Below are 12,220 nucleotides of genomic sequence, written 5' to 3' on the forward strand. Positions count from 1 at the left end.
CTTGCTTAGTTGAGCGCCGGCGCCGGCGCCCCTGGGGCGGCCAGGCGCTCGCGGCTGGCCATCGCGAACAGCTCGGCGACCCGGCGGTTTTCTGCCTCGCTGGGCTTGATCGCCAGCGCGCAGGCGGCAAACACCAAGGCGTTGAAGATCACCCCGACGATGCCGCTGGTGAGCGAGCCAAGTGCCGGGATGTCGTCTGGGTAAACGGTGGTCAGCACAATGGCGATGACGATGCCGGTAAGCATCCCGAGGATCGCCCCCTGCTTGTTGCCCCAGCGGGTGAACAAGCCGAAGAACAGCGGCACCGCCAACTGGATGATCCCCTGGTAGGAGATTTGCGCCAGCAACTGCAGCCGCGAGTAGTTGAAGGTGAGGTAGGCGACGATGGCCGCGGCCACGATGAACACGATCATCCCGCCCTTGGCCAGCACGGTGAGTTGGCGGTCGCTGCGCGGCCGCGTCCAGGTCGCGAGGTCATTGGCGAACTGCACACCGCAGACCTGCACGCAGCCATCGACATGGCCGATGCTGGCCGCCAGCACGATGGCGATGGCCAGCGCCAGCAGCAGCGGGCCGCCGATGTCGAACAGCGCGAGGAACCAGCCTTGCTGCGGGTGCGCCGCGACGTTCGGGTCTTGGCTGACGGCCGCGGCGAACAGCATCAGGATGCCGTAGAAACCGCCCACCAGCAGGATGGTGTACACCGTGCCCTTCTTCACCGCGCGCACGCCGCTGGCGGTGTAGATGCGCTGGAAGCTCATCGGCCAGCACATCGAGCCGATCACCCCGGTGAAGATCAGGCTGAACATGTACCAGGCGCCATAGCCGGTACCGCTGTCGCCGGGGATCACCAGCATCTTCGCCGGCAGTTCAGCCAGGTGGGCGAACGCGGCGCCCTCGCTGCCGCCCAGCAGGAAGATGCACAACGCGGCGGCCAGCACGTAGGCGATCAGGCCCTGGTACATGTCGGTCATGATCAACCCGCGCATGCCCATGCTCACCGTCCAGTACTGGCGCACCAGCACCACCAGCACGCCGGCGGTGAGGCAGGCGGTCACGCCCCAGCCGCCAAAGCTGGCGAACTGGAACAACATGGCCAGGGCCTGGATGCCCATCACCACCCACGGGAACACCGAGATGATGCCGATGATCGACGCCAGGCGCTTCACCGCCGGGCTGTTGAAGCGCATGCCGAGGAGGTCTGGCTGGGTGGTGAGGTTGAAGCGCTTGCCCCAGGTCCAGGCGCGGTTGGCCATCAGGTACATGGCGGTCACCCCGAGGGTGGAGTAGACCATGCCGTAGAAGCCCAGCGCCCCGCCGACGCTGAGCGAGAAAAACGCAGTGAAGGTCGCCCCCGGCCACCACGAGTTGGTGTAGCACATGGCGATGAACCAGGCGCCGTAGGAACGGCCGCCGACCGCGTAGTCGGAGAAGTCATGGCTTTGTTTGTTGGTGACGTACAGCACGGCGATCATCCCGGCCAGGAACAGGCCGATCACGCCAAAGCACAGCCACATGTCAAACGCGCTGCCGGACGGAATCATGGTTGGGCCTCCTCGGGAATGTCCCCGTTGGCGGTTTCAAAGAGATACAGCGCGCACACCCCGAGGCCCAACAGCACGGCGATGAGAATCCAGTAGAACATCGGCAACGGGATGCCCAGCACCAGGCGGCTACTGCCACTGACGCTGAGGTAGAACGGCGGGAAGATCGCCATCATCAACAAGCCAAAAAAATACAGGCCGAAGACGATGACCTTGAGCGACGCACGCGAGGTGGCGGTCATGGCCGCACCTCCTTGGCCAACGAGGGCACATACCCGTAGCAACGGGTGCGAGAGAGACTGTTCACGAGGGCTGGCTCCTGGGCATACAGCCGGTTGATCGAAAAAAAGCTCGAGGCAGTCATCCAAGCGGGTGCCGAAGCCGGCACCGAGGTCGGCCCTCTGTGGGGCCTTGGGTCCATCAGACCTGGCGCAGCCAGGCCTCCCAACGGGAGTCGTGAATCACACTGCGGGCGCGCATGTGTTTCAGCGCGCCGTATTTGTAGAAGTCGAAGTCGATCTGCGAGACCGCGTGCTGCACCATCGCCCAGGTCGACCATTTCAGGTCGGCCAGGGCCTTGTTCACGTACACCCGCGCCAGCACCTGGGGGGTCACCCGGCCGAAGTAATCCTCGAGCAAGGCCAGTTCCATGTCCGCGGTGAAGAACATCTCGCCGAACCACAGCGCCAGCTCATAGTGGCGGTCGTTGTTCGAGGCGTATTCGAAGTCGACCAGGCGCACATCACCGGCGGCATTGAGCATGAAGTTGCCGGCCAGGGTGTCGTTCATGCACGGCGCCAGGTCTACGCCAGAGGCTTCCAGCGCCTGCCGCGCGCGGCGGTATTGGCGGTCCAGCCAGCTATGGTCGGCGGGCCATTGCCCAGCCAGTTCACGTACCTGGCGCTGGTGCTCGTCGATCATGTCGAACACGGTTTTGGTCTGCACCAACAGCGGTTGCTGGTTGAACGCTTTCAACCCGTGCAACGCCTTGTGCCGTACGTCGCGGTCAAGAAAGTCGCGGTTGGTCGAGGCGCGCCAGCCTTCCATGAATTCGAACACCTCCACCCCCTGCGCCTGCAGGAACGCCACCACCGGCGCGCCGTAGCCAGTAGCCGCGGCCTTCAGGCTGGCATCGTGGGCGGTGTGGCGGTCGATGAACATCTCAGTGCCCTGCCCCGGCACCTTGACGAAGTACGCAGTGGCGGCGCCCTCGACCTCTACCCGCCAGTTGGTGTTGGAAATACCGCCGCTGACCGGCGCATAGCCGATGCCACGGCCGGCCCAGTCGGCATGGGCCAGGATCGCTTGTTCCAATTGCCGCTCAGCGGCGCTGTTCGCTTCACCCAGGCGTTTCATGGGTCAACCTCCTACCTGGCGCAGCCAGTTTTCGAAACGAGGGTCTTGCACGGCCAAGTGGCAGCGCAGCAACGTCCACTGCCCGACCTTGGAAAACTCCAGCGGCCGCCGGCTGGCCACCCCCGCCCAGAGCCCCCAGAGCGTCCAGTACCAGTCATCGAGCAGCGCGTACAGGCGGCAGCGGGCGTAGTCCGCCGGGTGCGGCGCGGTGCTCCAGTGGGCGATCGCGGCGCGCCATTGCGGCTCGAAGGGGTACAGTTCGTTGAGGGTCACCGCCAGGTCATACCAGGGGTCGCCGCAGCCCGCGCGGTCGAAGTCGAGCAGGCGCATGGCGCCGTCGCGGTTGACCATCACATTGGCGGCCAGGCCATCACCGTGCAGCGGCCGCGGCGCACCCTGGCTGCCGTGCAGGGCCGCCCAGGCGAGGTCGGCGCATTCATCGAGCCAGGCGGCGCCTTCGGGCCGCAACACCGCGGCGTCGCGGCACAGCCCGCGCAGGGCTTCGATGCCGGCCATGGGGTTGTGCGCGAAGGCCGGCGCCGGGCCGTTGTGCACGCTGCGCTTGAGCGCCAGCAGGCTATGCAGGCGCGCCTCAGGTTGCAGGGCATCGAGCTTGGCCCAGCGCCATTCGCTGGCGGGCAGCGCCTCGAGCAACAGCACGCCGTGGGCCGGGTCGGCCAAGGCCAGCCTAGGCGATGCGCCGGCTTCACCGGCGCAACGGGTGGCCTCGGCGCTGTGGTTGAAATCCACCAGTGGGCGCATGTCATCGAACAGCACCTTGGCGTAGAAATCGCCGCCCTCCGCGCGCACCTGGAACCCAGCCCATTCGCAGGCCAGGCGGGTGGGTGAAGCGACCCCGGCGGTACCCGGGCTGATGCTCTCGGCCTCAAGACCGGCGGCCGCCAGCGCGGCCTGCAGCCGTTGCAACTCAGTGAGCATGGTCGGCACCTGGCAGGTATTGGCCCGGCGCCGTCGCGGCGCGGAACAGCAGCGCCGTGAGCAGGTGCAGGCCGCGGTGCAGGTCGGCGCTGGCGGTGAACTCCGCCTCGTTGTGCGACAGCCCATTACGGCTGGGCACGAACAACAAGGTGGTGGGGTAACGCCGGTTGAGGCTGATCGCGTCATGGCCGGCCACCGTCACGCTGTTGCTGGCCGCCAGGCCCAGCTCGGCGCAAGTGGCCAAGGCCAGTTCGCTGAGGCCGTGGTGCAGCTCGCTGGGCTCGCGCAACTGCTCGCTTTCGATCTCGAAGGTGGTCTGGGTTGCCGTGGCAATCTCGGCCAGGGTCGCGCGCAAGCGCTCACCGGCCTCGGCCAGCAACGCGGTGGAGGGCGAGCGGTATTCCACCAGCATCCGTGCCAGCGCCGGCACCACGTTCGGCGAATTGGGTTCGACCTCCAGCCGCCCGACCGAGCTGTGCAGCTTCAGGCCATGCCGCGCGGCCTCGGCCCTGACCGCAACGATCGCATGGGCCGCGGCCAGCAAGGCATCGCGGCGCACCGCCATCGGCGCGGGGCCGGTGTGGTTCTGTTCGCCGTCAAAGCGCACCCGCCATTTCAAGGCGGCCCAGGTGCTGCGCACCACGCCAATCGCCAGCGCTTGCTGCTCCAGCGTAGCGCCCTGCTCGACGTGAAGCTCCGCATAGCCGGCCAACGGCAATGGCGCGCGCGCCTCGCCGCGGTAGCCGATGGCGGCCAAGGCTTCGCCCAGGCTGACCCCGGCGCCGTCACGGCAGGCCAGGGCCTGCTCCAGGGGCAAGCTGCCCATGAACACGCTGCTGCCGATCAGGCTGGGCTGAAAGCGCGCGCCTTCTTCGTTGGTCCAGTTCACCACCGCCAGGTTGAAGGCCGGGGTCAGGCCGCGCTCGCGCAGTTGCCGGGCCACGCTGGCGACTGCCACGGCACCGGCGAGTACGCCATAGATGCCGTCGAAACGCCCGGCGTTGGGCTGGGTGTCGAGGTGCGAGCCGCACAGCAGGTAGGGTTTGCCCGGGGCCAAGGTGACCAGCCCGAACAGGTTGCCCACGGCATCGACCTGGACCTCGAAGCCGTGTTCGCTCAGCCAGCGGCTGAACAGGTCACGCATCGCGCCGTCTTCGGCGGATGCCGCCAGCCGATGCAGGCCCCCGTTGGCGGTGGCGCCGATCGCCGAGCTGGCGGCGAACAGCGCATCGAACGCGGCCAGCTCGGCGGCGTTGGCGTGTGGGGTATCAGGGGAATACAAGCTCGACATGCGCGGTCTCCAGACAGCGGATGAACTCAGCGGACGGCGGCCGGTTGGTGACCAGCGTGTCTACCGCCGAGAACGGCAGGGTGTTGATGAAGGTGCGGTGGCCGAACTTGGCATCGTCGGCGAGGATCACGCTGCGCCGGGTGTGCGCGGTCAGCGTGCGGCGCAGGTGCGCCTCGGATTCTTCGTAGTCCATCAGGCCTAGCTCAAGGTCCACGGCGCCGATCCCCATGAAGGCGATGTCGTAGTGAAACTGCTTGGCGAACGCCAGGGTATGCGGGCCGACCAGGGCGTTGTCGTTGCGGCGGATGTCGCCCGGGGTCATCAACACCTGGTTGTCGCTGTGCTGGGTCAGCAGCAGGCCGATATCGAGGGAGTTGGTCACCACCCGCAGTTCACTGAAGCGGGTGAGCTGCTGGGCCAGGGCCAGGGTGCTGGTGCCGGTATCGAGAAACAGCGCCATGCCCTCGCGCACCAGCTCGGCGGCGCGGGCGGCCAGGCGGGTCTTGGCTTTGGTCTGCACGCGGCTGCGCACTTGCAGCGGCTGCTCTTCGTTGGGCTTGGGCAGGATCGCGCCGCCGTGAATGCGCCGCAGCTTGCCGGTTTCTTCCAGGTGCTTGAGGTCACGGCGGATGGTTTCTTCCGACACCTGCATGCCCTGGGCAAGGTCGGTGGCCTTGACCCGCTGCTGCAGGGTGAGCAAACGCATGATTTCGTCGAGGCGAGGCTGGTTGAGCATGGCGTGGGAGTTCCGCGGCAAGGAAAAACGCCCAGTGTACCGGGCCGGCGGCGCCATACCACGCGGGCACGCGGCTTGGCGCCTACCTGCCGGGGCGGGCAGCGCTGCGCGGAGCACAAGGGGGCGGGGTCGCGCCATGGATAAGGTCCCTTCACGTCGGTGTACGGTGAAGGCAGCGTGCAAAAAAAGATGAAACAGCGGGCCTGCCTCTGGCGGGCAGGCTCCACGAAACAGGCCTAGCGCAACAGCGGTGGCAGCTTATGCGCCCACGGCAGGTGATCCTCGACCGCCGCGCAGAACTGCAGCACAGCGCCATCGGCATGCCGCGGCCCGACCACCTGCAGGCCGATGGGCAGGCCGCTGTCGCTCCAGCCACACGGCAGGCTAGCGGCCGGGTTGCCGGACAGGTTGAACGGGTAGGTAAAGGGCGTCCAGCGGGCCCATGGCACCGCGCTGGCGTCGTCGCCCTGCAGCGCCTCGGGGCCGCTGAGGTGGGCCGGGAACGGCAGGATCGGCAACGTCGGCAACAGCAGCAGGTCATAGTGCTCGAACAGCCCATGCACCTGGTTGGCAAAGGCCGCGCGTTGCGCCGTGGCCGCCAGGTAGGCCTGCAGGTCGTAGCGCTGGGCTTTGCCGATCAACGCGGCAAAGCCGGGGTCGAGCTCGCTTTCACGGCCCTGCAAGGCTTTGCCATAGGCAATGCCACGGCCGGCCACCCAAAGGGTTTCGAAGGTCTCGAACGGGTCTTGCCAGGGCAGGACCACGCGCTCGACCTCCAAGGGCAATTGCCGGGCCAGCGTATCGACCGCGCTGGCCACCGCGGCGGCCACTGGCGGCGCCACCGGGGTGCCGAACAGGGTTTCGCAGTAGGCCACGCGCAACCTCGGCAGTGGCTGCTCGCAGCGGGCGAGGTACGCCTCCTCCGGCGCGGGCAAGGCTTGATGGTCCAGGGCGTCTGGCCCGCTCAGCACGTCGAACAACAACGCGCTGTCGCGCACGGTGCGGGTGATCGGGCCGGCATGGCTGAGCATTTCAGTGGCCGACCACGGCCAGGTGGGAATCCGCCCCAGCGAACCCTTGAGCGCGAAGGTGCCGCAGAACGCGCTGGGGATACGCACTGAACCACCGCCGTCAGAGCCCAGTGCCGCCGGGACCATCCGCGCCGCGGTGGCGATCGCCGAGCCGGAGCTGGAGCCGCCGCTGCTCAAGGCAGGGTTCCATGGCGTGCGGCCGTCACCGAACACCCGTGAGTGGCTGGCGCCGGTCCAGCCGAACTCGGTGGTGGCGGTTTTGCCCAGCACGATACCGCCCGCGGCCTTGAGCCGGCGGATGATCGGCGCGTCTTGCGCGGGCACGTTGTCCATGGCCGTCAGCGAGCCACGGGTGGTGCGCAGGCCGGCGGTGTAGAAAAGGTCTTTGACGCCGAACGGCACGCCGTGCAGCGGGCCGCGGAAGTGGCCGCGGGCGGCTTCGGCAGCCAGTACGTGTGCCTCGGCCAACGCGGCTTCGGCATACACATCGCCAAAAGCGTTCAATGTGGAATTATTGGCCTTTATGGAATCCACACACGCCTGCACCAGCGCCACTGGCGACAACTGCCCGTCGCGGATTCGCGCCGCGGCTTGCAGTACATCAGGCATCGTGGTGGTAGAAGGCGACTGGCTCATGGGGCGGAGCATCCGGCAAGGGCGGTGATGGCAGCCATTAAACGAAAGCCGAGGTGAAACGGTCAAGAGGTATTTGTGGGTTTTATGTGGTTTTGTGGGTTTTGCCTGTTCACCCGCTGGCGGTAGCCACCCGGGGGCAAATGGCCGATCATGGCAGGCCGTTTTTGACCTGCCGCGCCTGCCCATGCCCAAGCTCCCCTCTCCCTCCCCGCGCACCCTGCGCGCCTGGCTGCGTTCGCTGTGGCCAGCAGCGCCGGTGTTCACCCGCCGTGAACGCCTGCGCGCCTGTGCCGGCGCGGCGCTGGGTATCTTCTGTGTGATCGCCGCCGCCAGCCTTGGCCTGCACGGCGGCCTGCTGGCCGACCAGCACCAGTTGGCGCTGGCGATCGTCGCGCCGATCGGCGCCAGCGCCGTGCTGGTGTTCGCCGCGCCGTCCAGCCCGCTGGCCCAGCCGTGGGCGGTGGTGGGCGGCAATACGCTGTCGGCGTTGGTGGGTATCGCCTGCGCGCGCTGGGTGCCAGAGCCGGCCGTGGCGGCGGCGCTGGCGGTGGGCCTGGCGATCGCGTTGATGATCGCCAGCCGCTCGCTGCACCCGCCGGGCGGCGCTTCGGCGCTGCTGATGGTGATCATGGGCGCCGGCGACTTCACCTACGCGTTCAACCCGGTGTTGCTCGACTCGCTGCTGCTGGTGGGCGCCGGGCTGCTCTACAACAACCTCAGCGGCCGCCCCTGGCCGGCCCTGGCCAGCGCGCCCGCGGCCAGCGCCGGGCGCTTCAGCGGCGCCGACCTCGACGCCGCGCTGCGGCATTACAACCGCTTCGTCGACATCAGCCGGGAAGACCTGCAAGCCCTGCTCGAACAGGCCGAGGCCGCGGCCTACCAGCGCACCCTGGGTGAGCTGCGCTGCGCCGACATCATGACCGCGCAGCCGCTCACCGCGCGCCAAGACACCCCGCTGAAGCAGGCCTGGGCGTTGATGCGCAAACACAAGGTCAAGGCCCTGCCGGTGGTCGACCGCCAGCACCACCTGGTGGGCATCGTCACCGTGGCAGACTTCATGCGCCAGCTCGACCTCGACGCCCACGAGGGGGTGGCCTGGCACCTGCGCTCGTTGTTCAAGCCGCGCGGCGACGCCTTGGCTCTGGTCGGCGACATCATGAGCCGCACGGTGCGGGTCGCCGGCCACGACCGCCTGCTCACCGACCTGGTGCCGGTGTTCTCCGAGACCGGCCACCGGCACGTGCCGATCCTCGACGCGCAGCGCCGCCTGGTCGGCATCGTGACCCAGTCAGATTTGATCAAGGCGTTGTACGCCGCGGTGCGCAGCGGCGCTCAGCCCGGGGCGTAACGGCGGTCCGCCGTGCCGGCCCTGAGCACATAACCGGGCAAGTGGTGGCCAACGATGGCCTGGAGGTTTTCCGCCACCCGCAGCAGCGCCGGCAGGTCTACACCGGTGGCCACGCCCATCTGCTCGAACATGTGCACCAGGTCTTCGCTGCACACATTGCCGGTGGCGCCCGGTGCGTAGGGGCAACCGCCAAGGCCGCCGAGGGAAGCGTCGAAACGCTCGATGCCGGCGTTGAACGCCGCCAGCGCGTTGGCCAGGCCCAGCCCGCGGGTGTCGTGGGCATGCAGGGTGAAGGTGGCCTGCGGCCAACGCGTGAGCAGTTGCCGGCAGAGGGTTTCCACCTGGCGTGGGTTGGCCATGCCGGTGGTGTCGCACAGGGTGATCCGGGCGATGCCAAGGCCCAGCAAGCGCTCGACCAGGCTGAAGATACGCGCTTCACCCAGGGCCCCCTCGAACGGGCAGCCAAAGGTGGTCGACAGCGAGGCGTTGATCGCCACCTGGGTGCCCTCGGCCACCGCCAGGATCGCCGCGAACTGCGCCAGCGACTGCTCGGCGGTCATCCGCAGGTTGGCCAGGCCGTGGCTGTCGCTGGCCGACATCACCAGGTTGATTTCATCCACCTCGCAGGCCAGCGCGCGCTCGCAGCCCTTCACATTCGGCACCAGCGCGCAGTACTCCACCCCGGCCACGCGGTCGATGGCGCGCATCACCGCCTCGGCGTCGCGCAGGTTGGGGATGGCCTTGGGCGAGGTGAACGAGGTGACCTCGAGCTTGGCCAGCCCGGTGCGCGCCAGGGCATTGAGCAAGGCCACCTTGTGCTCGCTGGGGATGAACCGGGGTTCGCTTTGGAAGCCGTCGCGGGTGACCACTTCCTGGATGTAGACACGTTGGGGCATGGGTTGGGTTTCCGATAAAAATGCGGGTTTGAATGTCATGGCGATGGGCCTCAGATCACCCCACGCTCGCGCAGCCCGCGAACCTGCGCCTCGCTCAGGCCCAGGCCGGCCAGCACCGCGTCGCTGTGCTCGCCCAGGCGCGGCCCGCCGGCGCCTACCCGGCCGGGGGTGCGGCTGAGTTTCGGCAGCACCCCGGGCACCTTGAGCGGGCCGCTGAAGGTCTGCACCTGCTCGATCATCTGCCGCGCCAGGTAGTGAGGGTCGTTGACGATGTCGGCCGCGGTGTAGGGGTAGCCGGCCGGCACCCGCGCGTCTTTCAGGGCGTCGATCACCTCGGCGCGGCTGCGCTGGGCGGTCCACTCAGCGATCGCCGCATCGATCAACGCAGCCTGCTGGCTACGCCCGTCGTTGTGCGCCAGGGCCGGCGCGTTGCCCAGGTCGGGGCGGCCGATCAACTGCATCAGGCGCTTGAAGATACTGTCGCCGTTGCCGGCGATCAGCACGTAGTCGCCGCCCTGGCAGGGGTAAGAATTGGACGGGGTAATCCCCGGCAAGGCGCTGCCTGCTGGCTCACGCACATAACCAAAGGCGTCGTATTCGGGGATCAGGCTTTCCATCATGGCGAACACCGACTCGTACAGCGCGACGTCGACCACCTGGCCCTGGCCGCTGTGCTGGCGCTCCTGCAGGGCCAGCAGCACGCCGATCACGCCGTACAGCGACGACAACGAATCGCCCAGGCTGACCCCAACCCGCACCGGCGCCTGCCCCGGGTAGCCGCTCAGGTGGCGCAGCCCGCCCATGGCCTCGCCGATCACGCCGAAGCCCGGCAGGTCGCGGTAGGGGCCGCTCTGGCCGTAACCGGAAATGCGCAGCATCACCAGCCGCGGGTTCAGCGCGCTCAGGCTGGCCCAGCCCATGCCCCAGCCCTCGAGGGTGCCGGGGCGGAAGTTCTCGACCAGCACGTCGGCCTCGGCGATCAACTGGCGGGCGATGGCCTGGCCTTCCTCGGCCTTGAGGTCCAGCGCCAGCGAGCGCTTGTTGCGCGACTGCACGTGCCACCACAGCGAGGTGCCGTCTTTAAGCTTGCGCCATTTGCGCAGCGGGTCACCGACCCCGGGCGGCTCGATCTTGATCACCTCGGCGCCAAACTCGCCAAGCAGCTTGCTGGCGAACGGCCCGGCGATCAGCTGGCCCATTTCGACGACCTTGACGCCCTGCAGGGGCAAGCGGTTTTCGGCCATGGTGGCTCTCCTTGTTCTGGTGCATTGAGCATGGCCCAACGGCAGCCACCCGGACAATCCGTCAATCGCTAAGCTACGCTTCGCACATCGTGAAGGCTGGCCAGGAGCCACTGATGCGCCGTATCGACTTTGTCACCCTCAAGCTGTTCGTCAGCATCGCCGACGAACGCAGCCTGACCCGCGCCGCCGAACGCGAGCACCTGGCGCTGGCGGCCGTGAGCAAGCGCATCAGTGACCTTGAAAAACAGCTCGACATCACCCTGCTCTACCGCCAGCCCAAGGGCGTGGAACTCACCCCTGCCGGCCACGCGCTGTTGCACCACGCCCGCCACCTGATGGAAAACATCGAGCAGATGGGCGCCGACCTCAGCGAGTTCAGCCAGGGCGTAAAGGGCCATGTGCGCATCCATGCCAACACCTCGGCGGTGATCGAGTTCCTGCCCGAAGACCTCAGCCGCTTCAGCCGCGCCTACCCGGAGGTGAAGATCGACCTCGAAGAGCGGGTCAGCAGCGAAACGGTGCACGCGCTGCGCGAAGGCCTGACCGACATTGGCATCTTTGCCGGGCACATCCAGGCCGACGGCCTGCGCGTGTACACCTACCGCTACGACCAGTTGGCGCTGGTCACGCCCAAAGACCACCCGCTGGCCACGCGCGAGCGCATCGGCCTGGCCGATGCCGCCCGCTACGACTTCATCGGCCTGCAGCAGGACGCCTCGCTGCACAGCCTGCTGCAACAGACGTCCCGGCAGTTGGGGGTGCCCCTGCGCACGCGGATCCAGGTGCGCAGTTTCGAGGCGATCGTACGGATGATCCAGACCGGCATGGGCGTGGGCGTGTTGCCCGAAGAGGCCGTGCGCGACCTGCTGCCGGTGCTCAAGGTGGCGGTCATCCCGCTCACCGACAGCTGGGCGCGGCGCGAGCTGAAGGTTGGCGTGCGCAGCCTGGAGGGGTTGTCGGTCACGGCCCGGCAAATGCTCGAGCACCTGATCAAGGGTGGCGGCGGCGAACGGGTTTGACGGCCCTCTGCCCGGCGCCGCCGGGTTTGCGTTGTTGCTGGGGCGGCCCCCAGCCGTGGCTTCGCGAAGCACGAAGCGGCGATTGCTCAAATGTGAATTTCTGCCCCGCCGGCGCCACGCTAGAGTTCAGCTGGCACCCCGTTCTTCGCCACATGCCAGCGACAATAACAACGACAAGGA

11 protein-coding genes are annotated in these 12,220 nt (G+C 67.8%); 2 read left to right on the forward strand and 9 right to left on the reverse strand.

The annotated features are described in order from the left end of the window. Window positions 1-5 precede the first annotated feature (5 nt). From ACFZCE_RS17875 to ACFZCE_RS17905, 7 genes are all read right to left on the reverse strand, one after another. Window positions 6-1,544: a sodium:solute symporter gene (locus tag ACFZCE_RS17875; RefSeq protein WP_390941377.1), complete on the reverse strand. Its 1,539-nt coding sequence runs from the start codon at window positions 1,542-1,544 to the stop codon at window positions 6-8. Further along, window positions 1,541-1,786, reverse strand: a complete 246-nt coding sequence (locus ACFZCE_RS17880) for a hypothetical protein (protein WP_390941379.1) — start codon at window positions 1,784-1,786, stop codon at window positions 1,541-1,543. Before ACFZCE_RS17880 ends, ACFZCE_RS17875 begins: the two co-directional genes overlap by 4 nt. A gap of 178 nt (window positions 1,787-1,964) precedes the next feature. Further along, entirely contained in the window at window positions 1,965-2,900 is a 936-nt protein-coding gene (locus ACFZCE_RS17885) for a phosphotransferase (RefSeq protein ID WP_390941381.1), read from the reverse strand. 3 nt (window positions 2,901-2,903) lie between these two features. Further along, window positions 2,904-3,839, reverse strand: a complete 936-nt coding sequence (locus ACFZCE_RS17890; RefSeq protein WP_390941383.1) for a phosphotransferase — start codon at window positions 3,837-3,839, stop codon at window positions 2,904-2,906. After that, a complete protein-coding gene (locus ACFZCE_RS17895; RefSeq protein WP_390941385.1) occupies window positions 3,829-5,130 on the reverse strand; it encodes an allantoate amidohydrolase in 1,302 nt (433 codons plus the stop codon). The genes ACFZCE_RS17890 and ACFZCE_RS17895 overlap by 11 nt, the downstream gene beginning before the upstream one ends. Then, complete coding sequence (locus ACFZCE_RS17900; RefSeq protein ID WP_390941387.1) at window positions 5,108-5,866, reverse strand: DeoR family transcriptional regulator; 759 nt, start codon at window positions 5,864-5,866, stop codon at window positions 5,108-5,110. The genes ACFZCE_RS17895 and ACFZCE_RS17900 overlap by 23 nt, the downstream gene beginning before the upstream one ends. 236 nt (window positions 5,867-6,102) lie before the next feature. After that, window positions 6,103-7,506, reverse strand: coding sequence for an amidase family protein (locus ACFZCE_RS17905; RefSeq protein WP_390941519.1), 1,404 nt, complete (start codon window positions 7,504-7,506; stop codon window positions 6,103-6,105). Window positions 7,507-7,717: 211 nt separating this feature from the next. Here ACFZCE_RS17905 and ACFZCE_RS17910 point away from each other — a divergent pair, with 211 nt between their 5' ends. Further along, a complete protein-coding gene (locus tag ACFZCE_RS17910; protein WP_390941389.1) occupies window positions 7,718-8,881 on the forward strand; it encodes an HPP family protein in 1,164 nt (387 codons plus the stop codon). Here the strand turns inward: ACFZCE_RS17910 and ACFZCE_RS17915 are convergent. Both ACFZCE_RS17915 and ACFZCE_RS17920 read right to left on the reverse strand, forming a co-directional pair. Next, window positions 8,866-9,777, reverse strand: coding sequence for a hydroxymethylglutaryl-CoA lyase (locus tag ACFZCE_RS17915; protein ID WP_390941391.1), 912 nt, complete (start codon window positions 9,775-9,777; stop codon window positions 8,866-8,868). The two genes, ACFZCE_RS17910 and ACFZCE_RS17915, sit on opposite strands and share 16 nt — an antisense overlap. Window positions 9,778-9,827: 50 nt before the next feature. Further along, the gene (locus ACFZCE_RS17920; RefSeq protein WP_390941392.1) at window positions 9,828-11,021 is read right to left on the reverse strand and encodes a CoA transferase; all 1,194 of its coding nucleotides are present in this window, start codon (window positions 11,019-11,021) and stop codon (window positions 9,828-9,830) included. Between the two features lie 113 nt (window positions 11,022-11,134). On the opposite strand from ACFZCE_RS17920, the gene ACFZCE_RS17925 reads away from it, so the two are divergent. Next, the gene (locus ACFZCE_RS17925; RefSeq protein ID WP_390941394.1) at window positions 11,135-12,040 is read left to right on the forward strand and encodes a LysR substrate-binding domain-containing protein; all 906 of its coding nucleotides are present in this window, start codon (window positions 11,135-11,137) and stop codon (window positions 12,038-12,040) included. Window positions 12,041-12,220 lie beyond the last annotated feature (180 nt).

The sequence above is a fragment of the Pseudomonas sp. NPDC007930 genome (assembly GCF_042958985.1).
In the GTDB taxonomy this organism is placed as follows: domain Bacteria; phylum Pseudomonadota; class Gammaproteobacteria; order Pseudomonadales; family Pseudomonadaceae; genus Aquipseudomonas.